We start from the raw sequence: 25,723 nt of genomic DNA on the forward strand, positions 1-25,723 counted from the left end.
TTTTATTAAATTTATTTTATAAAAATTTATTTTTGTTTAATTGTAGTAAATTTATTATTTTTTTAAGATTTTTTTTATTTTTATCTAATAGTTGTGTCATAGGTAATCGAATTTTGTCGGTCTCTATAAGGCCTATATATTTAGCTGCCCACTTAATAGGTATTGGATTAGTTTCTTTAAATAAAAGATTATGTAAAATCTTCAATTTTTCATTTATTTTTCTAGCTTTATAAAAATTTCCAGCCAAAGCTAATTTACAGATTTTTGATATATGTCTAGCTGCAATATTTGCTGTTACTGAGATTACTCCATTTCCTCCGAGTTGGATAAAATCCAAAGCTGTTGTATCATCTCCACTAATTAATATAAAATTTTTATTAACTAATGATTTTATTTGATTAACTCTAGATAAATCACCAGACGCATCTTTTAATCCAATTATATTTTTAAATTTTGCTAATTTAGCTATTGTTTGAGGTAATAAATCACACCCTGTTCGATGTGGTACATTGTATAAAATTTGAGGTAAATCAGTACTTTCTGAAATAGATTTAAAATGTAAATATAAACCTTCTTGGGTTGGTTTATTATAATACGGAGTAATATTTAAACATCCTGAAATACCTGATAATTCAAGTTTTTTAGTTAGAAGAATACTTTCTGAAGTTGCATTAGATCCTGTACCAGCTATAATTGGTATTTTTTCATCTGCATATTCTAATGTATGCATAATAACATTTGTATGTTCATTTTTATTTAGAGTAGCTGATTCTCCTGTAGTACCTACTGAAATTATTGCATTTGTTTTATTTTTAATATGGTATTTAACTAATTTTTTTAAACTTTTTTTACAAATATTTCCTTTAATATCCATAGGTGTGATAAGAGCAACAATGCTACCTTTAAACATTTTTTTTTCCTTTTAAAATAAGAATTAATTAAATAATTTTATAATTTAAATTGTAAAATTATTTTTTTTCTATATTTTATAGATTTATTTTAGTATATAAAATGTTTGTATTTTAAATTTTATTAAATTTTTTATAAAAATATGTATTTAGTTTTTATAAGTATTTTTTATATATATAAAATATATTTTGGAGAATTTTTAAAAATAAAATATTTTTTTTAGTTGAAATAATGTAATTTATATTATATTAAAATTTTATTTTCCACATTGAGCTTTGAAACGTAAAACATGGTCCATTAATGTAATTGCTAACATTGCTTCTGCAATTGGAACAGCTCGAATTCCTACACAAGGATCATGTCTTCCTTTTGTTATAATAAATCTTTTTTTTCCAAATGTATCTATTGTTTTTCCCGGTATTTTAATACTAGATGTAGGTTTAAAAGCTGCATGTACAATAATTTCTTCCCCGTTACTAATACCACCTAATATTCCTCCGGAATGATTGCTAGAAAATCCGTTAGGTAGAATTTCATCTCTATGTTCAACTCCTGTTTGTTTAGCTACATGAATTCCATCTCCAATTTCAATAGATTTAGCAGCATTAATACTCATTATAGAATGTGCAATTTCAGCATTTAGTCTATCAAATACAGGTTCTCCTAATCCAATAGGAACATTTTTAGCAATAATAGTAATTTTTGCTCCTACTGAATTTCCACTTTTTTTTAATTTTTTGATAAAATGTATAATTTTTTTTATTTTTTCTGAATTACTACAAAAAAAAGGATTTTTTTCTACTTCTTCCCAAGATTGAAATGGACAATAAATTGATCCTATTTGTGACAAATATCCTCTAATTTTTATATTATGTTGTAATTTTAAATATTTTTTAGCAATAGCTCCAGCAGCTACTCGAATAGCTGTTTCTCTAGCTGAGGATCTTCCTCCACCTCTATAATCTCTGATTCCATATTTTTTTTCATATGTATAATCAGCATGATTAGGTCGATATAAATTTTTAATTTCTGAATAATCTTGTGATCTAATATCTATATTTTTTATTCTTATGCCTATACTTGTTCCAGTAGTTATTCCTTTAAATATTCCTGAAAATATTTCTACTTTATCTTTTTCTCTTCTTTGTGATGTAAATTTAGAAAAACCCGGTCTTCTTCTATTTAATTCATATTGAATATCTTTATTGTTTAAAGATAAACCAGGCGGAACTCCATCAATAATTCCTGCTAACATAGGTCCATGTGATTCCCCACATGTAGTAACTTTAAATATTTTTCCAATTGAATTTCCCGGCATTTTCTACCTCATAGTTTGCAAGAAATAAAGAAATATTATTTTATTATTATAATATTTTATTTATTTAAAATAAATAATTAATTAATTATATTAATCTATATATATTATTAAAATAATTTATATTTATACGAAAGATTTATAAAAAATATTTTTGATTTAATTATTAATAATTTCTAAAAATTTGTTTAATTATATTTCTTTTTTATTAAAATAAATTATTTTATATATTTTTATATTTTATAAAATTTAGTAAAAACTTTGGAAAATTTTTATATGAAAAAAAATAATTTAATTAATTCAAATGAAGCAGAAATTTTTTTATATCATATGAAAGGAGTTAAAAAAATTATTCAAGATAAAATTTATCATATTAATTCTAATAATAAAAATTATAGGTCATATTATAAAAATATTTTAGAACAAGAAGCACATAGTTATTATTTTAAAGATTTTGTAGATAGAAATTCTTTTTTTTTCACTAATAATCCTATTTGTTTTGTTCGTAATATGCGTTATAATATTGATCTTAAAAAATTGAAAAAAGGAGAGTACGTACCAGAAATTGTTTTAGATTTACATGGAATGAATTTGTATCAGGCTAAAAAAGAATTAGGAAATGATATGATTTGTCATAAAGAAAATTTTTTATGCGCAAGTATTCTTCATGGATACGGAAAAGGAATTTTACAAAAACATATTCCCTTTTGGTTGTCTAAACACCCTGATATTGTGGCTTTTCATCAAGCACCAAAAATATTTGGTAATGATGCAGCTATATTAATTTTTTTAAAAAATAATTATTCAGATTAAATATGGAAATTATTAATTTAATATATTATAATTATAATAACTTGATTAAATTTATTTAATATTTCAATTTATTAGATTTTTAATTATATTAAAAATTATTTTTTATAATCTAAGATTATAATAATTTTGTATTAAAAATAATATATAAAAATATATATTTTATTAAAAATAATATTTTTTAAATAAAATATTTATAGTGTAATAAATAATTTTTATTAATTTATTTATTATAAATATAATATTATTTCTGTATTAAATTTATTTTTTATAGTAAATAAGGTAATAAAATTGAATAAAAATCGTATACGTTTAGCAATACAAAAATCTGGTAGATTAAGTTATGATTCACAAAATTTATTAAAAAGTTGTGGAGTTAAAGTTAATTTACAAAAATCTAGTTTAATTGCATTTGCTGAAAATATGCCAATTGATGTTATGTTAGTTCGTGATGATGATATTCCTGGTTTAATTATGGATGGTGTAGTAGAATTAGGAATTATCGGTTTGAATGTTTTAGAAGAAAAACGTTTAACTAGATTATTTTCAGAAGAAACAGTTTCATATGCTATTTTACAAAATCTTGATTTTGGTATTTGTCGTTTATCATTATCAGTTCCTTTTGATATGAAATATTCTGGAATTTTATGTTTAAAAAATTCTCGTATTGCGACTTCATATCCAAATTTATTAAAAAGATATTTTGATAAAAAAAATATTCCTTTTAAACCTTTTGTATTAAATGGTTCTGTAGAAGTTGCTTATAATTCTGGTTTATCTGATGCTATTTGTGATTTAGTTTCCACTGGAGCAACATTAGAAGCTAATGGATTAAGAGAAGTAGAAACAATTTATAATTCTCGAGCATGTTTGATTTCTCGTGAAGAAAAATATATGATACCTGAAAAAAGACATTTTATTAAAAAATTATTAAATCGTATTCAAGGTGTTATTAAAGCTCGAGAATCAAAATATATTATGTTACATATTGAAAAGAGTAAGTTAAATAAAGTAACTGATTTATTAAAAGGTGCAGAAAGACCGACGATTTTAGAATTATTCGGTAATCCAGATAAAGTAGCATTACATATGGTTAGTAGTGAAATAATTTTCTGGGAAACTATGGAACAATTAAAATCTTTAGGAGCTAGTTCTATTTTGGTATTACCAATAGAAAAGATGATGGAATGAAATTATTATGTTGAATATAAATAAAAATATTTTTTACTGGAATATATTAACTAAAAAAGAAAAAATTCATGTATTATCTCGACCTCATATCAATAGTAATAAAAATATTAAAGAATTAGTTTTTAAAATTATAGATAATGTTAAAAAACATGGAGATTTAGCTTTACATTCATATAATTTAGAATTTGATAATTTTAAATGTAAAAGTTTTTATATTTCTAGAAAAAAAATTGACAATTCTTCTAATTTAGTATCTAAAAAATTTAAAGATGCTATTTCTATTGCTTTAAGTAATATTAATAATTTTCATTCTAAACAAATTCTTTCAGATTTAATTGTAGAAACATATCCCGGAGTATATTGTAAACATATATATAGACCAATTCAGTCAGTAGGATTATATGTACCTAAAGGAAATCATCCATTAGTTTCTACTGCGTTAATGTTATCTATTCCAGCAAAATTAGCTGGTTGTCATAATATTACATTATGTTCTCCGCCTCCTATTAGTAATGAAATTTTATATATTGCTAAGATATTAAAAATTTATACTGTTCTTCAATTGGGAGGAGCTCATTCTATTGCTGCATTAGCATTAGGTACTGAGACAGTAAAATTTGTAGATAAAATTTTTGGACCGGGTAATATTTTTGTTACAGAAGCTAAATTACAAGTTAGTCAATGTTCGTTAACATCTATTGATATGCCTGCAGGCCCTTCTGAAATGTTAGTAATTGCAGATGATTTATCAAATCCTGCTTTTATTGCTTCAGATTTGCTTTCTCAAGCTGAACACAGTCAAAATTCACAAGTAATCTTATTGTGTACAAAAAATTTTATAGTTAAAAATGTTATTAAAGAAATTCAAAAACAATTATTATTAATACCTAACAAAAACATTATTTTACATTCTTTAAAAAATAGTAGATTTATTGTTGTTAATTCTTTAAAAGAATGTTTTAAAATATCTAATTTATATTCCCCTGAACATCTTATTCTACATATTAAAAATTCAAAGAATTTTTTGAAATATATTAATAATGCGGGATCAGTATTTTTAGGAAAGTGGACACCTGGAGCTGCAGGTGATTATATTACAGGAGCCAATCATGTGTTACCCACATATGGATACGCTAACTCTTATTCTTCTTTACGTGTTTCCGACTTTCAGAAAATAATTACAGTACAAAAAATGACTAAAATAGCATTACAATCATTATCAAAGAGTATTGCAACTTTATCTCTTATGGAAGGAATGAATGCTCATAATCAATCAATAGTAACTAGAATAAAATTTTTATAAAAATAAAAATTTTATTATGTAAGAGTCACAATAATATGAAAAGATTAATTCCAAAACATATAAGTATTTTAAAACCATATCAATCAGCACGTCGTATCGGAATACAAGGGCGTATTTATTTAAATGCTAATGAATCTCCATGGATAAATAATATTCAATATAAATTTAATAATTTAAATCGATATCCAGAATTTCAACCATATAAATTATTAAAAAAATATTCTCTATATTCCGGAGTACCTATTAATCAAATTTTAATAACTAGAGGTGCTGATGAAGGAATTGAAATTATAACTCGTACTTTTTGTGAATCTAATATTGATAAGATTATGTTTTTTCCACCTACTTATGATATGTATAATGTAATTGCTAATATTTTTAATATTAAAAAAATTATTATTCCGATTTTATCTAATTTTCAATTAGATATAAAAAATATAAAAAAAAAAATTAATAATGTTAAAATTATTTATATTTGTTATCCGAATAATCCTACTGGTAATTTTTTTTCACGCAATAAAATTATCAGAATTATTAATTCAGTTTCTAAAACTACTTTAATCGTTATTGATGAAGCATATATTGATTTTTCTATTAAATATAGTTTTGTTTCCGAATTAAATAATTTTGATAATTTAATTATTTTAAGAACTTTATCTAAATCATTTGGTTTATCTGCTATTCGGTGCGGTTTTGTTTTATCTAATGTTAAAATTATTAAAATTTTAAAAAAAGTATTAGCTCCTTATCCTATATCTATACCTGTATCTGATATTGCTATACAATCTTTATGTTCTCAAAATATTTTTTTAATGCAAAAAAATATATTAAGAATTTTAAAAAATAAAAAATTTTTAATTGATCAATTAAAAAAAATTTCATATATAAAAAATATTTTTCATAGTGAAGCAAATTTTATTCTTATAAAATTTGCTGAATCTAAAACTATTTTTAAATATTTAATATCTAAAGGAATTATAGTCCGTGATCAATCACATAACTTAGGTTTAAAAAATTGTTTAAGAATATCTATAGGCACCATTCATGAATGTCAAGAATTAATTAATGTTTTATCTATATATAAAGGAAAAATATAAGATGAAAAAAAAATTTTTATTTATTGATCGTGATGGTACTTTAATTAAAGAGCCTAAAAAAACATTTCAAATTGATTCTTTAAACAAATTTTTTTTAGAAAGAAATGTTATTTCATCTCTTTTAAAATTAATTCATTTAGACTATCAATTAGTTATGATTACTAATCAGGATGGATTAGGTAGTTCGTCTTTTCCAATTAGTAAATTTAGTAAAATACAAAATTTAATGTTAAATATTTTTTCTTCTGAAAATATTTTTTTTAAAACTATTTTAATTTGCCCACATTTTCTTAATAATTATTGTAACTGTAGAAAACCAAATATTTCTTTAGTTCAAAATTTAATAAATGATATTGAATTTGATAAGAAAAATAGTTATGTAATTGGAGATAGAGATACTGATATACAACTAGCTAAAAATATAGGAATTAAAAGTTTTTTGTATCATTCAAAATATTTTACTTGGAAAGATATTGTTAAAAAATTGACTTACCCTAATCGTATATCAGAAATTTCAAGAAATACATTAGAAACAAAAATATTTGTTAAAATAAGTTTAGATTTCCCCATTAAGAATTATATTTTTACTGGAATTAATTTTTTAAATCATATGCTTGATCAAATTAGAATACATAGTGGAATTTTTATGTATATTAATGTTATTGGAGATTTATCAATTGATGATCATCATACAATAGAAGATCTTGGAATAACACTAGGTTTAGCTTTAAAAAAAGCTATTGGAAATAAAATTGGTATTGCAAGATATGGTTTTACTTTACCTATGGATGAAAGTATTTGTTCTTGTATTATTGATTTATCCGGTCGTTCATTTTTATCTTTTTATACAAACTTTAAATATAAATATATTGGTGATTTGAATGCATGTATGATTGAGCATTTTTTTTATTCTTTAAGTCAATCTATGAAAGCTACAATTCATTTACACGCTACTGGAAAAAATGATCATCATTGTGCAGAAAGTTTATTTAAAGCATTTGGACGTGCTTTAAAACAAGCTATTTTTTTAGAAGGAACTATTTTACCGACATCAAAAGGTTTATTTTAAATGTCTATTGTAATTATTAATACTGGTTGTTCTAATCTTTTTTCACTGTATAGTTCTATTAAAAGATTAGGTTATAATGTTAATGTTACTGATTCAATATGTGATATTAAAAAAGCTAAAAAAATATTTTTACCAGGTGTAGGTACAGCAGCTTATATTCTTTATATTTTAAAAAAAAAAAAAATATTTTCACTTATAAAATATACTAATCAGCCTATTTTAGGTATTTGTTTAGGTATGCAATTATTAGGTAAATATAGTTATGAGGGAGGTAAATATTCTTTATTAAATAAGCTTTCTTGTTCTATTAAAAAATTACCTTCTAAAGATTATTCAATACCACATATTGGATGGAATACAGTTTGTTATAAAAATTCACATATTTTATTTAAAAATATAGATAACAATTCTTATTTTTATTTTTTACATAGTTATTATATGGTAGAAAATAAATATTCAATTTCTTCTTCAACACATAGTATTAAATTTTGTTCTTCTATAGCAATAAATAATTTTTTTGGTGTACAATTTCATCCTGAAAAATCAGGAATTCCTGGAGAACAATTAATTAAAAATTTTTTAGAGATATAAATATATGATTATTCCATCATTAGATTTTATTCATGGCAAAATTGTACGATTATATCAGGGAAATTATAATAATAAAATATCTTATAAGAAAGATATATTTAAACAAATTGAGAAATATATATATCAGGGAGCTACATATATACATTTAGTTGACTTAGATGGATGTAATAATCCAGAAAATCGACAAAAAAGCATGTTTAATATTTTTTCTAATTTTAAGAATGTTTCTTTTCAAGTTGGTGGTGGTATTCGTTCAAAAAGAGATATAGAAAATTTATTTCATGCTGGAGTTTCTAAAATTGTTATTGGAACTTCTGCAATTTTATATCCTAATAAATTTAAAAAATGGTTAAAAAATTACGGTTCTAAAAATTTTGTTTTATCTGTTGATATTAATATCAATACAAAAAAAGAAAATAAAATAGCTATTCAAGGATGGAAAAAAACTACTGAAATTAATTTAGATGATGCAATTAAACAATTTATACCATATGGTTTAAAAAATATTTTATGTACTGATATTTCAAGAGATGGAACTTTTTCAGGTCCTAATATATCATTATATAAGTATTTAAAAAATAAATTTCCAAATATTGTTTTACAATCATCTGGAGGAATAAATTCTATTTCTGATATATATAATTTAAAAAAAAATAATGTTGAACATGTTATTGTTGGTCGAGCGTTATTAGAAAACAAATTTACTTTTTTGGAGGCAAGTAAATGTTGGCTAAAAGAATAATTGCATGTTTAGATGTTAAAAATGGAAAAGTGGTTAAAGGTATTAAATTTCGTAATCAAATTATTATAGGAGAAATTTTAGATTTAGCAGAATATTATTCTTTAAATGGTATTGATGAATTAGTTTTTTATGATATTTCAGCGTCTCCTAAGCATGAATTATTAGATATTAAATGGATTTCTAAGATTGCTGAAATCATTAATATTCCTTTTTCAGTTGCTGGAGGAATTTCTTCTGTTAAAGATGCTAAATTAATTTTATCATCAGGAGCAGATAAAATATCTATTAATTCTTCTGCATTAAAATATCCTAGGTTAATTAGTGATTTAGTAGATCGATTTGGCTCTCAATGTATTGTAGTTGGAGTAGATTCATGGTTTAATATAGATAAAAAAAAATATCAAGTTTATCAATATACTGGAGATGAACATAAGTCTATTAAGACATCATGGGATACTCTAGAATGGATAAGATATGTACAAAAATTAGGTGCTGGTGAAATCGTTGTTAATACTATGAATACTGATGGTACTAGAGAGGGGTATGATATTATTCAATTGAAAAAAATACGAAGAATTTGTACTGTACCTTTAATTGCTTCAGGTGGTGCGGGAAAAATAGATGATTTTTTAAATGTTTTTCAGATTGCTAAAGTTGATGGTGCTTTAGCTGCTTCTGTTTTTCATAAAAATATTATTTCTATTTCAAATTTAAAAAATTTTTTGTTTAATCACGGAATTAGGGTAAGAGTATGTTAATTGATCAAAATTTACAAAATTTAAATTGGACAAAAAATAATGGTTTAATTCCTGCTATTGCGCAACATTATATTTCTGGAGAAATATTGATGTTCGGTTATATGAATCAAAAAGCATTCGATAAAATGATTAGTAACAAATTGTTTACTTTATATTCTAGAAAAAAAAAAAGAATTTGGATTAAAGGAGAAACTTCTAAAAATTTTTTATATGTTAAAAATATTAGTACTGATTGTGATACAGACGTTATTCTTGTAAAAGTTAATCCTGCAGGAAATACATGTCATTTAAATCGATTTAGTTGTTTTGAATCTTCGCATCAATTACCATATACATTTTTATATAAATTAGAAAATAGAATTAGAAATAAAAAAGAGAATTTTTCTCGTTCTTCTTATGTATCTAATTTATTTTCTTCTGGAAATAATAGAATTGCTCAAAAAATTGGAGAAGAATCTGTTGAAGTGATTATAGCATTTTTAGAAAATAATCATGTTAATATAATTAATGAAACATCTGATTTAATATTTCATTTATTTATTTTATTACAATCTATGAATATTAATTTATATAAAATTATTAAAAATTTACAAAAACGTGTTAAAAAATAATATTTTATAAATTTTAATTAAATTTTTATTTATAAATAATATTTTTTTTTATAAGAGGTTATACATGAAAAATAAAGATATTGGAATTATTGGAATGGGTGTTATGGGAAAAAATTTAGCAGTTAATATTGCTAATCATGGATATAAAGTTTCTGTTTTTAATAGATCTTATAATTTTACTTTTAAAAAATTAGTAAATGAACCAATTAAAAATATTTTTCCGTATAGATCTGTCAAAGACTTCATTTCTTCTTTATGTATTCCGCGTTGTATTTTATTGATGATTCAATCCGGTACACCTATAGATGATATGATAAAAAAAATATTACCTTATTTAAATAAAAATGATGTAATTATTGATGGAGGTAATTCTTTTTATATTGATTCTATAAGAAGATATAATGTTCTTAAAGAAAAATCAATTCATTTTCTTGGTGTAGGAATTTCAGGAGGAGAAGAAGGTGCATTAAAAGGACCATCTATCATGCCTGGTGGTAATAAAGAAGCATATAAAATTGTTTCTCCTATATTTAAAAAAATTGCTGCAAAGTATAAAGATACTGCATGTGTTAAATATATTGGTTCAGATGGATCTGGTCATTATGTTAAAATGGTTCATAATGGTATTGAATATAGTGATATGCAATTAATTTCAGAATCATATACATTATTAAAATATTTAATAGGTATGGATAACTTAGAAATTTCAGATACATTTAAAAAATGGAATTCAGGAGAATTATCAAGTTATTTAATTGAAATTACAAGTAATATTTTTTGTAAAAAAGATGACAAAAATCATTTTATTATTGATAATATTTTAGATGTAGCTTCTAATAAAGGTACTGGTAAATGGACAGCACAAAATTCTTTAGAACTACAAATTCCTTGTTCTATATTAACAGAATCTGTTTTTTGTCGTTATCTTTCTTCTTTAAAAGCAAATCGTATGATTGCTTCTACAATATTATCTGGACCAAAATTATTTATTGTTAAAGATTCTAAAAAAGAAGAAATTATTGAAGATATTCGTAGAGCTTTGTATCTTGGAAAAATTATTTCATATGCGCAGGGTTTTTCTTTAATGAAAAAAGCTTCAGAATATTATAACTGGAAGTTAAAATTTTTTGATATTGCAAAAATTTTTCGTTCAGGATGTATTATCAGAGCAAAATTATTAAATGAAATTGTATTTTCTTATAGTGAAAATAATGATTTAGTGGATTTATTATTTACTTCTAATTTCAAGAAAATCATTAATTTATATACATCTTCTTTACGAAATATTGTTATACTTTCGATAAAAAATGGTATATCTATCCCAATATTTACTAATGTTTTATCATATTATGATGCATATCGTACTGTTAACTCCTCAGCAAATTTAATACAAGCTCAAAGAGATTATTTTGGTTCACATACATATGAAAGAATTGATCAGATTGGTTCTTTTCATACTAATTGGTTAGATAAATAATTTCTTATTATATTTTTTTTATTTATATAAAAGTATATTATAATTTTTATATAAAAATTAATTAATATATTTTTATTGTATAAATACATTTTTTTATTTTTATAACAAAATTTATATTACAGTTTTCATAAATAAAAATTTGGTTATTTAAATATAATTTATTAATTTAACTATTTATTTTTTTTGGTTATTATATGAATCATATTTCAGATAAAATATTAGTTACTTGTGCTTTTCCATATGCAAATGGTGATATACATTTAGGACATTTATTAGAACAAATACAAGCTGATATTTGGGTACGGTATCATCGTATGAAACATCGTTCTGTAGTCTTTATTTGTTCTGATGATACACATGGAACAGCTATTATGTTAAAATCAAAAAATATGAATATTAGTTCTGAAAAACTTATTCATGATATAGGTATTAAACATAAAAGTGATTTTTTAAAATTTTCTATTATTCATGATTATTATTCATCTACACATAGTCAAGTAAATAAAGATTTATGTTGTAATATATTTAAAATTTTAAAAAAAAAAAAATTTATTAAAGAAAAAATAATTTCTCAATTGTATGATAAAAAATTAAATATGTTTTTACCTGATAGATTTATTAAAGGTATTTGTCCTAAATGTAAATCAAATAATCAGTATGGTGATAACTGTGATTATTGTGGAGCTTTTTATAATGCTATAGAATTATTAAATCCTATTTCTGAATTATCAAAAACTAAACCAATTATAAAACAATCAAATCATCTTTTTTTTAAATTATCATATTTTAAAAAATTTTTAAAAACTTGGATAAATTCAGGTATTACACAAAAGTCTATATTAAATAAATTAAATGATTTATTATCTAAAAAATTATGTTCTTGGAATATATCAAGGGATAAACCTTATTTTGGTTTTGAGATTCCAGGATATATTGATAAATTTTTTTATGTTTGGATGGATGCGCCTATTGGTTATATTAGTTGTATTCAAGAATTTTGTAATATTAATAAAACAGTAAATTTTAATGATTTTTGGTCTAAACATTCTAAATATCAATTATTTCATTTTATAGGTAAAGATATTATTTATTTTCATTGTTTATTTTGGCCTGCTATTCTTGAAGGATGTGAATATAGAAAACCTACTAATATTTTTGTACACGGATATGTAACTTTAAATAAATTAAAATTATCTAAATCTAAAGGTTCAATAATAACTGCTAATCAATGGTTATCGTATTTTGATTCAGATTCTTTAAGATATTATTTTGCTTCTAAATTATCAAATAATATTGAAGATATAGAAATTAATTTATATGATTACGCATATAGAATTAATTCAGATATTGTAAATAATGTAATTAATTTAGCATCCCGAAGTTATTTTTTTCTAAAAAAATATTTTTTTAGTATTTTATCTAATAATTTGTTAAAAGAAAAATTGTATAAGAAATTTGTTAGTTCTATTAAAGATATTGAAAATTTTTTTGAAAAAAGAAAATTTTCTTTAATTATACAAAAAATTAGATTTTTATCTCAAAAAGCTAATAAATATTTTAATGATCAAAAACCATGGGTGTTAATAAAAAATATTATTTATAAAAGTAAAGTTCATGATATTTGTTCTTTATCAATTAATTTATTTAGAATTTTAATGACTTTTCTTAAACCTATTATGCCTACATTAGTTAAAAAATCTGAATTTTTTTTAAATAAAAAATTATTATGGGAAAAAATTAAAATTCCACTAACTAATCATAAACTGAATAATTTTTCTTGTTTTTATAAACGTATTAATATTAATGATATAGATAAATTTTTAAAGAAAGTAATATAATTAATTTATTTTGTTTATCCATTTAATTGATATATATTTTTTTTTTTCTTTTTTTTTTTCTTTTTCTATAAATATACCAATACATGATATTAATTTTTTATTATAAAATAATAATGGTATATTATTTCTTAACCATGGTGGTATATTATATTTTTGCCAAATTTTTTTTATTTTTGTTTTTTTTTTTTTTATATGAAAACATACTGTTATAAGTGTGTTTTTTTTAGGAAAAGGTATATAAGAAATATTTTTTTTTGTTTTTTTTTTTTTTTTTATATGTGCAATTAAATAACCTAATTTATTTGGCAGTTTTATTTTTTGAAAAATATTTTTCCAATATAGAACAATTTTTTTTTCTTTTTTTTCTGGATTTATATAATAAATGTTTTTTTTGTATCTTCTTATTTCTTTTTTTTGAAAAAGAATTTTTTTATTAAAATAGTTTTCGTTATCTATTAATTCATTATATATTCTTTTGATTATATAATATGTAGGAATAATTTGACTATTGTTATATAACCACATTTTTAAAATAGAAAATTTTGCTTCTAATATTAGATTATCAAAATTTATTAAAGATAATGTTTTATCTAAATAAATATTTTTTTTAAGAAACTTTGATAAAAAATAATTTAATATTTTTTTATCTTTTTTTAATAAATTAATACTTTTAATAGAATTTTTTAAAAAATATGGCCATTTAAGATATATTTTTGATAAAATTTTATTTCTAATAAAATTTCTATCATATTGATTATTTTTATTTGATTGATCTTCTATCCATTTGATTTTTTTTTTTTTTGCCCAAAATAAAATATTTTCTTTTTTTATATTAATTAATGGTCGTATAATTTTGATATTATCATATTTTGAATAAAAATTCATTCCTGATATTCCGTTAATTCCACTTTTTCGTTTAAGAGATAAAAAAATATTTTCACACAGATCATTCATATTATGACCTGTTAATAATATTTCTTCAGGTAATATATTTTTTTTAAATATTTTTAATCTTTCTAGTCTAGAATAACCTTCTATTCCATATTTGTTTTTTTTTGGAATGATAATATCAAAAATTTTTATCTCAATTTTGTTTTTTTTACAAATATTTATACAATGTTTTTGAGCTAATTTTGCATGTGAATGTAAATGATGATTAATATGTATAGTTCTAAAATTTATTTCTTGAAATTTTTTTTTCCATATAATTAATTGATAGAATAAGACAGTAGAATCAACGCCACCACTAAGGGCTAATAAAAATTTTTTTTTTGTAGGATATTTTTTAAATAATTTTTTTATAAACATAATGTATAAATATAAGATATATTGATACGTTCGAGTGGATTTGAACCACTAACTTTTACCATGTCATAGTAACACTCTAACCATTGAGTTACGAACGTATATTATTTTAGTATAATATAAAATATTTTATAAATTTTATCAATAAAATATTTTTTTTAAAAAAATCTTTTTTTATATAAAAATTAAGATTTTATTTTAGGTAAAATATACTAATTTTCTGAGTATTTTTAAAAATTTTATATATAAGTAGGTTATATTATGAGAAATAAAACGAATATTTTAGATTTTTTAAATAAAAAAAATTTTTTTTCAAAAATTTTTAATCAATTTGAATTAAATAATTATTTAAAAAATAAAAATGTTTTTTTATATTGTGGATTTGATCCAACTGAAAATAGTTTGCATATAGGTCATTTACTTCCAATTATATGTTTAAAGCATTTTCAAAATTTCGGATATACACCGATAATTTTAATTGGTGGAGCAACTAGTATAGTTGGTGATCCAAGTTTTAAAATATATGAAAGGAAAAAACAATCATTAGATTTATTAAGATTTAATCAAATTTGTTTAGAAAAACAATTATTATTTTTTTTTAATAATCAAGAGTGTTTGAATAATAAAGTTATTATATTAAATAATTATTCTTGGTTTAAAAATTTTTCAATTTTATCTTTTTTAAGAAAAATAGGAATTTATTTTTCTGTTAATTATATGATTCATAAAGAGTCTGTAAAAAAAAGATTAATTAAAGAAAAAACAGGTATGTCTTTTACCGAGTTTTCTTATAGTTTATTACAAGCTTATGATTTTTTAAAATTATATGAAAAATATGGAGTTAAATTACAAATTGGTGGATCAGATCAATGGGGAAATATTTTATCTGGTATTCGATTAATTAAAAAATTGTATAAAGATGATGTATTTGGTGCAACAAACTCTTTATTAGTTAAATCTAATGGAGAAAAATTTGGAAAAACAGAAACTGATACTATATGGTTAGATGCTAAAAAAACAAGTCCTTTTAAGTTTTATCAATTTTGGGTAAATATTTCAGATGAAGATATTGATAATTTTTTACAATGGTTTACTTTTATAGATGAAAAAAAAATAAATATTTTATTTCATGATAACAATTTTATAAAAAATATAATTAATAAAAAAATTTTTTTAGCAGAATTTTTAACGAAATTAGTACATGGAAAAGATGTTTTAATTTCTGTTAAACGTATTATATTTTTTTTATTTGGAAATGGTTCAATTACAAATATTAAAGAAGAAGATTGTATACAATTATTAAAAGATGGCATTCCTTCTATAATTTGTAATAGTTTTTTAGATTTACCACATATTTTAGTAAAAACTTTATTAGTAAATTCTTTAAATAAAGCACGAAATATGATTATTTCTGGAGCTATCAAAATTAATGGTATTGTGCAAACTCAAAAAGATTATAATTTTTCAAAATCAGATTTATTATTTAATAAATATACTTTTATATCTAAAGGTAAAAAAAATTATTTTTTAATTTATTGGAAAATATAAATATATATAAAATATTTTTAATGTTATTAAATAGTAATTTTTATATATTAAAACTTTCACCACATCCACAAATTGTAGAATGATTAGAATTAATGAATTTAAAAGAATAATTTAAGCCTATTTTTAAAAAATCTATTTTAGTATTATTTATTAAAGGAATATCACATTTAGAAATAAAAAATTTTATGTTTTTTATTTCTAAAAGAAATTCATTTTTTTTTATTTTGTTAGATAATTTTAATTTGTATTTAAATCCAGCACATCCGGATTTTTTTATTTTTATTTTTATTCCTGTTTTATTTCTGTTTTTATTTAATAGCCAGATAATTTGTTTTTTTGCTGTTTTAGTTAATTTAATTTGAATAGATATTTTTTTTTTTTTTGATTTATTTTTCATTTTATTCCAGATATTTTTATTAAAAGAAAATATATTTATATAAATAATTTTATTTATTAAAATTATATTATTTTTTTGTTTTTATGTAAATAAATATTATTTTTTGAAGAATAGTATTTTTTTATTAAAAATTAATTTTTAAATTTTTATATATTAAATTTAAATATATATAGAAAAATTTTTTATTTGTTTTTTATATAGAAAATGTATTTTAAAAATTGTTTAATTATTTATATAATAGATAAATATATGTTACTATTTTATAGTACATATCTTATAAAATAATTTTATTAAATATTAGTTACATGATTTAAATAAAGTATTATAATTTATAAAATAAATTAGAAATTTTTTATTTTAAATTAAATTAAATTTTTTTTTTAATACTTATTTTGAAAATATTAAGTAAATAAATATATAATATTTATATTTTTATAAGTTTAAATTTTTCATGTATAATTTAATTTTTATAAATTTGGTAGAGAGAAAAATGAAAAAAAATAATGAATTTAAAAATTTTAGAAAACAAAAAGATTTGTTAATTACTCCAGATGTTTTATTTAAAAAATATACTTCAAATTCTAATATATCTAATTTAGTTAAATTAACAAGAAATAATATAAAAAATATTTTATTAGGTAAAGATAAAAGATTATTAGTAATAATTGGACCATGTTCTATTCATGATACGAGAGCAACTATAGAATATGCAAAAAAAATTAAAGTTTTTCGTAAAAAATATTCTTCTCGTTTAGAAATTGTCATGAGGACTTATTTTGAAAAACCACGTACTGTATTAGGTTGGACTGGATTAATTTCTGATCCTGATTTAGATGGTACACTAAATATTAATAAAGGATTATCTTTGGCTAGAAAATTATTATTAAAAATTAATAAATTAGGTGTTCCGACTGCAACTGAATTTTTAGACCCTTTAATTAGTTTTTTTATTTCTGATTTAATTAGCTGGGGAGCTATAGGAGCTAGAACTACGGAAAGTCAAATTCATAGAGAATTAGCTTCTCATTTGTCTTGTCCTGTTGGTTTTAAAAATGGTACTGATGGTAATGTTTTAATTGCTATTGATGCAATTCGATCAGCACAAGCAAGTCATTTATTTTTATCGTCTGATAAATTTGGAAAAGTTATAATTAATCATACTTTAGGAAATTCATGTGCACATATTATTATGCGGGGAGGAAAATTACCAAACTATTATAAAAAAGATATTGATGATGTAATAAAAAAATTAAAGATTTTTAATCTTCCAGAACATTTAATTATTGATTTTAGTCATTCTAATTCTTTTAAAAATCATAAAAAACAATTAGATGTTGCTGCTTCTGTCTGTAAACAAATTTTTGAAGGATCGACTGCTATCTCTGGAGTTATGATTGAAAGTTTTTTAAAAGAAGGTACACAGATAGTACATAATAAAACAGATTTAATATATGGTCAGTCTATTACTGATTCTTGTATAAATTTAAAAGATAGCTCAGATATATTAAAACAATTATTTAATGCTGTAAAAATACGTTTTTAATTTTTTAATTTTAATAAAAAATAATTTTTTATATAATAAATAATTTTATAAAAAAAATATTTTTTATAAATTTCATTTATTATAAAAGATATTATATGTATTACTTTTAATATAAATATTTTTAGGGATTAAATACACCTATGATTATATTATGTAATGGAATTAAAAAAATATATGCAAAACCTACTATTTTGAAAATACTTTTGCAAGATTTTTATCCTAATCATAATTCTTGTTTTATTGCTGGATTTATAAATAATCAATTATCTGATTTAAATACACTTGTTTCTCATAATTCTACTATTGAATTAATTGATGAAAATAATAAAAATTTTTTGTATATGTTAAGATATTCATGTATGCAATTATTGAATTATACATTAAAAATTATTTGGCCTAATATAAAAATTGCAGGAGGAAATATAACAGAATCAGGATTTTATTGTGATTTTGATATGCCACATATATTAACAAAAAAAGATTTTAATAAAATTTCTCAGAATATGTTAAAAAAAATTTTTAGTTCATATAATATTTTTTTTAAAAAAATTACTAAAAAAAAAATTTTAGATATTTTAAAAAAAAGAAAAGAAATTTATCAAATTGAAATTTTAAAAAAATTTTTTTTTGATACAGATATTATTAATATTTGTTATCATGAGAAATATTATGAATTATCAGTTCATCCGCAATTATCTAATATTAGTTTTTGCAAACATTTTTTATTAAATAATGTATCTGGAGCATATTGGAATAATAATAAAAATAATAAAATGTTACAAAGAATTCATGTAATTTCTTGGATTTCAAGAAAACAATTATTAGAATTCTTGAAAAAAAAAGAAAAATTAAAATTGTGTGATCATCGAAAAATTTCAAAATTATTAAGTTTATATCATATTCAAAAAGAATCTCCTGGTATGATTTTTTGGCATAAGAATGGATATATTATTTTTAAACAATTAGAAAATTTTCTTCGTAATAAATTATTTCAAAATAATTATATTGAAGTAAAAAGTCCTATTATTATTGATAAATCATTATGGAAAAAAAGTGGTCATTGGAAACATTATAATCAATCAATTTTTACTACAAAATCTGAAAATAATCAATATTGTATTAAACCTATGAATTGTCCTGCACACGTTCAAATATTTAAATATGGTTTAAAATCTTATAAAGATTTACCAATACGTATGGCTGAATTTGGAAGTTGTCATAGACAAGAAACATCAGGTTCTTTACATGGATTATTTCGTGTAAGAGGATTTACACAAGATGATGCTCATATTTTTTGTACGAAGAAACAAATTAAATCTGAATTAAACCATTGTATACGTTTATTATTTGATTTGTATCATACTTTTGGTTTTAAGAAAATTTTTATAAAATTTTCTACTAGACCTGAAAATAGAATTGGAAAAGATGATATTTGGGATCAAGCAGAGAAAGATTTAGAATTAGTTTTAAAAAAAAATAATTTATTTTTTGAGTATCAAATTGGAGAAGGTGCATTTTATGGTCCTAAAATTGAAATTGCTTTAGAAGATAATTTAAAGCGTATATGGCAATGTGGTACAATTCAATTAGATTTTTATTTATCAAAACAGTTAGATGCTTTTTATATTAACAAAAATAATATTAAAAAAAATCCTATTATTATTCATAGAGCATTTTTAGGTTCAATTGAACGGTTTATTGGAATTTTAATTGAAGAATATAATGGTAAATTACCAATATGGCTATGTCCAATTCAGGTTGCAATTATTAATGTTTCTGAAAAACATATTTTTTTTATAAAAAATATAGAAAAAAAATTTTTAAAAAATAATATTCGTTTTATTTCTGATATTAGTAATAATAGTATTAGTTTTAAAATTCGTTTTTATCTTGAGCAAAAAGTACCATATATAATAATTATTGGAGATAAAGAAGTAAAAAATAATTACATAACAATAAGAAATAGATTTAATAATATTCAATATAAACAAAATATCAATTTTTTTATTAAAAAAATTATTAATAATGTTAATAGTTTTAGTATACAAGATTGTAATATGGAGGATTAGAGTATTAAAGGCAGAAAAAAAAATCAATTATTACGTTCTCATCGTATTAATAATGAGATTCGTTCTACAGAAGTTCGATTAATGGGTTTAAAAGGTGAACAATTAGGTATTATTAATATTCATAAAGCTTTAGAAGAAGCTAAAATTTGTGGATTTGATTTAGTTGAAATTAGTCCAAATTCTAAGCCTCCTGTATGTCGTATTATGAATTATGGTAAATTTTTGTATGAAAAAAGTAAGGCTCTTAAAAAACAAAAGAAAAAACAAAAGATTATTCAAATTAAGGAAGTGAAATTTAGACCTAATACAGATAAAGGTGATTATCAAGTTAAATTAAGAAATTTAATACGTTTTTTAAAATGTGGTAATAAAGTAAAAATTACTTTAAGATTTAGAGGTAGAGAAATGGCACATCAAAATATTGGAATAAATATGTTACATCGACTAGAACATGATTTATCTTATTTAGCTATAATAGAATCATTCCCAAAAAGAATTGAAGGACGTCAAATGACAATGATTTTATCTCCAAAAAAATAAATTTATTTATTTTTTAATATATATTTTGATATAAAAATTTTTTTAATATTATGGAATATTTATGCCTAAAATTAAAACATTACGTAGTGCTTCTAAAAGATTTAAGAAAACTGCTTCTGGATTATTTAAAAGAAAAAAAGCAAATTTACGTCATATTTTAACAAAAAAAAATACGAATTATAAACGTTGTCTTCGTAAGAAAATTATTCTCTCTTTATCTGATTATAAAAAAGTATTATTATTTCTTCCTTATCTTTAAAATTTTGTATTTAAATTTTTGTATTCAGCTATAGGAGATTTTTGTGGCTCGTGTAAAACGGGGTGTTATAGCACATGCTCGTCATAAAAAAGTTATTAAATTAGCTAAAGGATATTATGGAGCACGTTCTAGAGTATATCGTGTAGCAAATCAAGCAGTTATTAAATCTGGGCAATATTCTTATAGAGATAGACGTAATAAAAAGAGAGATTTTCGAAAATTATGGATAATTAGAATTAATGCTGCTGTTAAAAATTATAATTTATCATATAGTAAATTTATATATGGATTAAAATTATCATCTATTAATATTAATCGAAAGATTTTATCTGAAATAGCTATTTTTGATAAAATTTCTTTTAAAAAATTAGTAGATTATTCAAAAAATGCTTTATCTATTTAATAAATTAAAAGAATTTTATAAATTTTATTAGTGGGAGTAACCAATCTCCCCTTTTAATTTTTTAAAATTAAAATATATTTTTATTTTTATACATAAATATTGGTAAATTCGTGAAAAAAAAAAAAGAAATATTCATTGTTTTTAAAAACATTTTTGTCTCTTTTAAAAAAGAGATTAAAAAAGTTAATAGTATAATATTATTAAATAATTTTTGTTCTAAATTTTTAGGTAAAAAAAGTGTTTTATCTTTTTATTTTAAAAAAATAAAAAAATTTGATATTATTAAACGTAAAAAATATAGTATTATTTTAAATGATTTTAAAAAAAAGATTAATAATATTATTTTAGAGAAAAAAAAACAAATATATAATAATTCACAAAATCTTAAAAAAAAAAAAGTTTTTTTAGATTTTTCATTATCTGGTAGAAAGACTAAAATAGGTAGTTTACATCCTATTACTATAGTTATTAATGAAATAAAAAAAATTTTTTATCATTATGGTTTTGAAATTTTTTACGGTCCTGAATTAGAACATATATATTATAATTTTGATTCTTTAAATGTTCCAATTAATCATCCATCTAGAAGTAAAAATGATACTTTTTGGTTTAATCCTGATTATGTATTACGTACACAAACATCAAGTATGCAAATTAGAGTTTTAGAAAAATTTTCTTATCCTATTAAAGTTATTGTTCCTGGAAAAGTATATCGTCATGATTATGATCATACACACACTCCTATGTTTCATCAGATTGAAGGTTTAATAGTTAATAAATTAATTTCTTTTTCAAATTTAAAATGGATTTTGAAAGATTTTATTAAAAAAATTTTTAAAAAGAAAATTAAAGTACGTTTTCGAAATTCTTATTTTCCATTTACATGTCCATCTGCTGAAATGGATATTCAAAACAAATTTGGAGAATGGATAGAAATATTAGGATGTGGTATGGTACTCCAATGTTTTAAAAATTTTGATATTGATTGTAATATCTATTCAGCATGTGCTTTTGGTATTGGTGTAGAAAGAATAGCTATGTTAAAATATTCTGTATCTGACATTCGTTATTTTTTTGAAAATGATATACGATTTTTACAACAATTTTCTTAACAACAGGAATATTTAATGAAGTTTGGAGAAGAATGGTTACGTGAATGGATTAATCCATCTATTTCAGTTCCGGATTTATGTGAACAGTTAACAAATTTTGGTTGTGAAGTAGAATATTTTAAAAAAAAATATAAAACTATTTCTAGTGTAGTTATAGGTCAAATTATTTCAAAAGAAAAATATTTTTTAAATAAAAAATTTTTAATATATAATATACTTATTAATAAAAATAAAAAAATTTATGTTGTATATTTTAAAAAAAAATATTTATCTATAGGAAATAAAATACCTATTATTTTAGGTAAAAATTGTATTAAGAAAAATATAAAAAACTTATCATTAAATAATATAAATAATAATTTTTGTCATCATTTTGGTTCATATCATTTATTAGATATTCAAAAAAATAATCATAAAATAATAGTTTTATCAAAATATGTTACCGTAGGTTTAAATTTTAATGATTTTTTTTATAAAAATGATTATTTAATGAAATTTTTTGTTCCTTTTAATCGTATTGATTTACGTTCTTTATGGGGTTTATCAAGAGAAATAGCGATATTAAATAAATTAAAAATACCTAAATTAATACGTATAGATAATATACAAAATAAAAAAAAAAAACAAATAAATTGTAATATTAATATTGAAAATATTCCTATACAATATTTTTTTTGTGAATTATATAAAATAAATTTAGATTCAATTTTACCTTTTAAAATGCAAATAAGATTACTTCAATCAAATTTATTGACAGATAATATCATAGAAAATATTATTAATTATATTTTTATTGAAACTGGATATTGGTTTCATGTTTTTGATTTAGATCATATATCTAAAAATTTATATATTAAAAGTATTAAAAAAAAAACATATATTTTTGATACAAATAAAAAAAAATTTTTTTTAAGAAAAGGAACAATAATATTAACAGATTTAAAAAATATTTTATCATTTGAAGATATGGAATATTCCTGTTATTCAAGGATTAGTAGTACTACTAAAAATTTATTTTTAGGTTCAATTTGTTTTTGTCCAAATTTTATTCAAAAAAGAAATTTATTAATTCCATTTTTTTCTAGAAAAATAGAGTATTCTAAATATAATTTTTATCCTAAAATACAAAAGAATATATTTAAATATATACAAAAATTGATATTAAATATATGTGGTGGAAGATCTTCAAATATTAAAAAATATAATTTAATAAAAAATTTTATTATTACTAATAAAATATTTTTTACTATTAGAAAATTAAATAAAATTTCTGGAATTATTTTTTTAAAAAAAGATATAATTACTATTTTAAAATCATGTTATTTTTCATATATAGAAAATAATGATTCATTTTATGTCACTCCTCCATATTGGCGTCTTGATATTCAGATTGAAGAAGATGTAATTAGTGAAATTATTAGAATGTATGGTTACGAAAAAATTAAATCTTGTCCACCTCAAGAACATATCAATAGTAATATTTCTAATAAAAAATCTGAAGAAATGTCTTTATCTAGAATTAAATTTTTTCTTATTGATCAAGGATATAATGAAATTATATCATATAGTTTTGTAAATTTAAAAATGCAAAGATCTTTTATATCTAAAAATCATTTTATAAAAATTCAAAATCCTATATCAAATGATATGTCAATTATGAGAACATCTCTATGGATTGGATTATTGCAATGTATTTCATATCATCAAAATCGTCAATATGAATCAATTCGTGTTTTTGAATTTGGTTTGTGTTTTTATTTAAAAAATAAAAATAAATTTTCGATTATTCAAGATGAATATTTATCTGCAGCGATTAGTGGTTTTTCTAATCGTAGAGAGTGGTATTATAGAAAAAGAAAATTTGATTTTTATGATTTAAAAGGTGATGTTGAATCAATTTTAAATATTTTAGGAAAATTTGATAATATTGAATTTGTTTCTGAAAAATTTTTAGGATTATGTTTAGGAAAAAGTGCAGGAATTTATTTACACGGTGAATTAATTGGTTTTTTAGATAGTTCATTGCATCGTTTATTTAATTTAAAAAATTCAGTTATTTTATTTGAAATTAAATGGAAAAAAATTTGTAGTCATCAAATTAAAAAAATTAAATCTATATCTACTCTTCCAATTAGTAAAAGAGATATTTCTATTATTATTTCTGATAAAATTATTGTTAAAGACATAATTGATTTATGTAATAAAAATATTTATATTAAAAATTCTGAAATATATGTATATGATATTTATACAGGATCTAATGTTCCATCTGGAAAAAAAAGCATATCAATTTGTTTTCTTTTTAATAGTTTACAATCTATGTTAAAAGAATCTGATATTAATATAAATATTCTTCAATGTATTTCTGCATTAAAAGATAAATTTGGAGCTATTTTAAGAGAGTAAATTACTATGGTATTAACTAAAGCTGAAATTTCAGATTATTTATTTCATAAATTAGAATTAAGCAAACAAAATATTAAAGATTTAGTAGAAATTTTTTTTGAAGAAGTTCGAAAATCATTAGAATTAGGAGAATCTGTTAAATTATCAGGTTTTGGAAATTTTTATCTACGAGATAAAAAACAAAGACCAGGTAGAAATCCTAAAACTGGAGAATATATTCCTATTTCTGCACGTAGAGTAGTTGTTTTTAAACCAGGTCAAAAATTAAGAAGTAGGGTAGAATCTTTTAAAGATATTAAAAAAGAAAAAGATATTGTTTAATCTATTTAAAAATAAGAATAAATATTTTTTTAAAAATAAAGAAACATTTTTTTAAGAAAAGATTTTTAAATATTTTAGTTATTAAATAATATTAATTATGTAATTCATA

The 25,723-nt window shown here is 20.6% G+C and carries 24 protein-coding genes and 1 tRNA gene; 20 read left to right on the forward strand and 5 right to left on the reverse strand.

The genetic code is table 11. The features are described from left to right. Positions 1-16: 16 nt before the first annotated feature. On the reverse strand, positions 17-910 hold the full coding sequence (gene dapA / locus BCC_RS00350; protein ID WP_011672457.1) for a 4-hydroxy-tetrahydrodipicolinate synthase: 894 nt from the start codon (positions 908-910) through the stop codon (positions 17-19). A gap of 255 nt (positions 911-1,165) precedes the next feature. After that, positions 1,166-2,227 carry a chorismate synthase gene (gene aroC, locus BCC_RS00355; protein ID WP_011672458.1) on the reverse strand — a complete coding sequence of 354 codons (1,062 nt, stop codon included), beginning with the start codon at positions 2,225-2,227 and terminating at the stop codon, positions 1,166-1,168. Positions 2,228-2,500: 273 nt separating this feature from the next. Here aroC and smrB point away from each other — a divergent pair, with 273 nt between their 5' ends. From smrB to metG, 11 genes are all read left to right on the forward strand, one after another. Further along, positions 2,501-3,037 (forward strand): endonuclease SmrB, encoded by a 537-nt coding sequence (smrB, locus tag BCC_RS00360; protein ID WP_011672459.1) that lies wholly within the window; start codon positions 2,501-2,503, stop codon positions 3,035-3,037. Between the two features lie 288 nt (positions 3,038-3,325). Then, a complete protein-coding gene (gene hisG / locus BCC_RS00365; RefSeq protein WP_011672460.1) occupies positions 3,326-4,225 on the forward strand; it encodes an ATP phosphoribosyltransferase in 900 nt (299 codons plus the stop codon). A 7-nt stretch (positions 4,226-4,232) separates the two neighbouring features. Beyond that, the gene (gene hisD, locus BCC_RS00370) at positions 4,233-5,528 is read left to right on the forward strand and encodes a histidinol dehydrogenase (RefSeq protein WP_011672461.1); all 1,296 of its coding nucleotides are present in this window, start codon (positions 4,233-4,235) and stop codon (positions 5,526-5,528) included. 35 nt (positions 5,529-5,563) lie between these two features. Then, positions 5,564-6,625: a histidinol-phosphate transaminase gene (hisC, locus tag BCC_RS00375; RefSeq protein ID WP_011672462.1), complete on the forward strand. Its 1,062-nt coding sequence runs from the start codon at positions 5,564-5,566 to the stop codon at positions 6,623-6,625. Between the two features lies 1 nt (position 6,626). After that, positions 6,627-7,694 (forward strand): bifunctional histidinol-phosphatase/imidazoleglycerol-phosphate dehydratase HisB, encoded by a 1,068-nt coding sequence (hisB, locus tag BCC_RS00380; protein WP_011672463.1) that lies wholly within the window; start codon positions 6,627-6,629, stop codon positions 7,692-7,694. Further along, the gene (hisH, locus tag BCC_RS00385) at positions 7,695-8,285 is read left to right on the forward strand and encodes an imidazole glycerol phosphate synthase subunit HisH (RefSeq protein ID WP_011672464.1); all 591 of its coding nucleotides are present in this window, start codon (positions 7,695-7,697) and stop codon (positions 8,283-8,285) included. It begins immediately after the preceding gene. A gap of 4 nt (positions 8,286-8,289) precedes the next feature. Further along, a complete protein-coding gene (gene hisA / locus BCC_RS00390) occupies positions 8,290-9,027 on the forward strand; it encodes a 1-(5-phosphoribosyl)-5-[(5-phosphoribosylamino)methylideneamino]imidazole-4-carboxamide isomerase (protein WP_011672465.1) in 738 nt (245 codons plus the stop codon). Further along, positions 9,009-9,785 (forward strand): imidazole glycerol phosphate synthase subunit HisF, encoded by a 777-nt coding sequence (hisF, locus tag BCC_RS00395; RefSeq protein ID WP_011672466.1) that lies wholly within the window; start codon positions 9,009-9,011, stop codon positions 9,783-9,785. The genes hisA and hisF overlap by 19 nt, the downstream gene beginning before the upstream one ends. Continuing rightward, entirely contained in the window at positions 9,779-10,396 is a 618-nt protein-coding gene (gene hisIE, locus BCC_RS00400) for a bifunctional phosphoribosyl-AMP cyclohydrolase/phosphoribosyl-ATP diphosphatase HisIE (protein WP_011672467.1), read from the forward strand. Before hisF ends, hisIE begins: the two co-directional genes overlap by 7 nt. A 64-nt stretch (positions 10,397-10,460) precedes the next feature. Continuing rightward, positions 10,461-11,873 (forward strand): decarboxylating NADP(+)-dependent phosphogluconate dehydrogenase, encoded by a 1,413-nt coding sequence (gene gnd, locus BCC_RS00405; RefSeq protein WP_011672468.1) that lies wholly within the window; start codon positions 10,461-10,463, stop codon positions 11,871-11,873. Between the two features lie 194 nt (positions 11,874-12,067). Beyond that, positions 12,068-13,711 (forward strand): methionine--tRNA ligase, encoded by a 1,644-nt coding sequence (metG, locus tag BCC_RS00410; protein ID WP_011672469.1) that lies wholly within the window; start codon positions 12,068-12,070, stop codon positions 13,709-13,711. Here the strand turns inward: metG and tilS are convergent, their stop codons facing one another. Further along, the gene (gene tilS, locus BCC_RS00415; protein WP_011672470.1) at positions 13,712-15,019 is read right to left on the reverse strand and encodes a tRNA lysidine(34) synthetase TilS; all 1,308 of its coding nucleotides are present in this window, start codon (positions 15,017-15,019) and stop codon (positions 13,712-13,714) included. Positions 15,020-15,044: 25 nt separating this feature from the next. Continuing rightward, positions 15,045-15,117, reverse strand: a tRNA-Val gene (locus BCC_RS00420). Between the two features lie 160 nt (positions 15,118-15,277). On the opposite strand from BCC_RS00420, the gene tyrS reads away from it, so the two are divergent. Continuing rightward, positions 15,278-16,564, forward strand: coding sequence for a tyrosine--tRNA ligase (tyrS, locus tag BCC_RS00425; protein WP_011672471.1), 1,287 nt, complete (start codon positions 15,278-15,280; stop codon positions 16,562-16,564). A gap of 40 nt (positions 16,565-16,604) precedes the next feature. Here the strand turns inward: tyrS and BCC_RS00430 are convergent, their stop codons facing one another. After that, positions 16,605-16,961, reverse strand: coding sequence for a HesB/IscA family protein (locus BCC_RS00430; protein ID WP_011672472.1), 357 nt, complete (start codon positions 16,959-16,961; stop codon positions 16,605-16,607). Between the two features lie 490 nt (positions 16,962-17,451). On the opposite strand from BCC_RS00430, the gene BCC_RS00435 reads away from it, so the two are divergent. From BCC_RS00435 to BCC_RS00470, 8 genes are all read left to right on the forward strand, one after another. Further along, a complete protein-coding gene (locus BCC_RS00435; RefSeq protein WP_011672473.1) occupies positions 17,452-18,504 on the forward strand; it encodes a 3-deoxy-7-phosphoheptulonate synthase in 1,053 nt (350 codons plus the stop codon). Positions 18,505-18,644: 140 nt separating this feature from the next. After that, positions 18,645-20,573 (forward strand): threonine--tRNA ligase, encoded by a 1,929-nt coding sequence (gene thrS / locus BCC_RS00440; RefSeq protein ID WP_011672474.1) that lies wholly within the window; start codon positions 18,645-18,647, stop codon positions 20,571-20,573. Positions 20,574-20,576: 3 nt separating this feature from the next. Next, positions 20,577-21,113, forward strand: a complete 537-nt coding sequence (infC, locus tag BCC_RS00445) for a translation initiation factor IF-3 (protein WP_011672475.1) — start codon at positions 20,577-20,579, stop codon at positions 21,111-21,113. A gap of 61 nt (positions 21,114-21,174) precedes the next feature. After that, positions 21,175-21,372, forward strand: coding sequence for a 50S ribosomal protein L35 (gene rpmI, locus BCC_RS00450; protein WP_011672476.1), 198 nt, complete (start codon positions 21,175-21,177; stop codon positions 21,370-21,372). A 43-nt stretch (positions 21,373-21,415) separates the two neighbouring features. Continuing rightward, positions 21,416-21,775, forward strand: coding sequence for a 50S ribosomal protein L20 (gene rplT, locus BCC_RS00455; RefSeq protein WP_011672477.1), 360 nt, complete (start codon positions 21,416-21,418; stop codon positions 21,773-21,775). A 110-nt stretch (positions 21,776-21,885) separates the two neighbouring features. After that, positions 21,886-22,887, forward strand: coding sequence for a phenylalanine--tRNA ligase subunit alpha (pheS, locus tag BCC_RS00460; RefSeq protein WP_011672478.1), 1,002 nt, complete (start codon positions 21,886-21,888; stop codon positions 22,885-22,887). Positions 22,888-22,902: 15 nt separating this feature from the next. Further along, positions 22,903-25,293: a phenylalanine--tRNA ligase subunit beta gene (pheT, locus tag BCC_RS00465; RefSeq protein ID WP_011672479.1), complete on the forward strand. Its 2,391-nt coding sequence runs from the start codon at positions 22,903-22,905 to the stop codon at positions 25,291-25,293. A gap of 6 nt (positions 25,294-25,299) precedes the next feature. Next, positions 25,300-25,614: an integration host factor subunit alpha gene (locus tag BCC_RS00470; protein WP_011672480.1), complete on the forward strand. Its 315-nt coding sequence runs from the start codon at positions 25,300-25,302 to the stop codon at positions 25,612-25,614. Positions 25,615-25,723 lie beyond the last annotated feature (109 nt).

This window comes from Buchnera aphidicola BCc (assembly GCF_000090965.1).
GTDB classification, from domain to species: domain Bacteria; phylum Pseudomonadota; class Gammaproteobacteria; order Enterobacterales; family Enterobacteriaceae; genus Buchnera_F; species Buchnera_F aphidicola_F.

Bases quoted from the DNA above. Each gene is read 5' to 3' on its own strand.
- dapA (WP_011672457.1), bottom strand. From the start codon at position 910: ATGTTTAAAGGTAGCATTGTTGCTCTTATCACACCTATGGATATTAAA.
- aroC (WP_011672458.1), bottom strand. From the start codon at position 2,227: ATGCCGGGAAATTCAATTGGAAAAATATTTAAAGTTACTACATGTGGG.
- smrB (WP_011672459.1), top strand. From the start codon at position 2,501: ATGAAAAAAAATAATTTAATTAATTCAAATGAAGCAGAAATTTTTTTA.
- hisD (WP_011672461.1), top strand. From the start codon at position 4,233: ATGTTGAATATAAATAAAAATATTTTTTACTGGAATATATTAACTAAA.
- hisC (WP_011672462.1), top strand. From the start codon at position 5,564: ATGAAAAGATTAATTCCAAAACATATAAGTATTTTAAAACCATATCAA.
- hisB (WP_011672463.1), top strand. From the start codon at position 6,627: ATGAAAAAAAAATTTTTATTTATTGATCGTGATGGTACTTTAATTAAA.
- hisH (WP_011672464.1), top strand. From the start codon at position 7,695: ATGTCTATTGTAATTATTAATACTGGTTGTTCTAATCTTTTTTCACTG.
- hisA (WP_011672465.1), top strand. From the start codon at position 8,290: ATGATTATTCCATCATTAGATTTTATTCATGGCAAAATTGTACGATTA.
- hisF (WP_011672466.1), top strand. From the start codon at position 9,009: ATGTTGGCTAAAAGAATAATTGCATGTTTAGATGTTAAAAATGGAAAA.
- hisIE (WP_011672467.1), top strand. From the start codon at position 9,779: ATGTTAATTGATCAAAATTTACAAAATTTAAATTGGACAAAAAATAAT.
- gnd (WP_011672468.1), top strand. From the start codon at position 10,461: ATGAAAAATAAAGATATTGGAATTATTGGAATGGGTGTTATGGGAAAA.
- metG (WP_011672469.1), top strand. From the start codon at position 12,068: ATGAATCATATTTCAGATAAAATATTAGTTACTTGTGCTTTTCCATAT.
- tilS (WP_011672470.1), bottom strand. From the start codon at position 15,019: ATGTTTATAAAAAAATTATTTAAAAAATATCCTACAAAAAAAAAATTT.
- tyrS (WP_011672471.1), top strand. From the start codon at position 15,278: ATGAGAAATAAAACGAATATTTTAGATTTTTTAAATAAAAAAAATTTT.
- BCC_RS00430 (WP_011672472.1), bottom strand. From the start codon at position 16,961: ATGAAAAATAAATCAAAAAAAAAAAAAATATCTATTCAAATTAAATTA.
- BCC_RS00435 (WP_011672473.1), top strand. From the start codon at position 17,452: ATGAAAAAAAATAATGAATTTAAAAATTTTAGAAAACAAAAAGATTTG.
- thrS (WP_011672474.1), top strand. From the start codon at position 18,645: ATGATTATATTATGTAATGGAATTAAAAAAATATATGCAAAACCTACT.
- rpmI (WP_011672476.1), top strand. From the start codon at position 21,175: ATGCCTAAAATTAAAACATTACGTAGTGCTTCTAAAAGATTTAAGAAA.
- pheT (WP_011672479.1), top strand. From the start codon at position 22,903: ATGAAGTTTGGAGAAGAATGGTTACGTGAATGGATTAATCCATCTATT.
- BCC_RS00470 (WP_011672480.1), top strand. From the start codon at position 25,300: ATGGTATTAACTAAAGCTGAAATTTCAGATTATTTATTTCATAAATTA.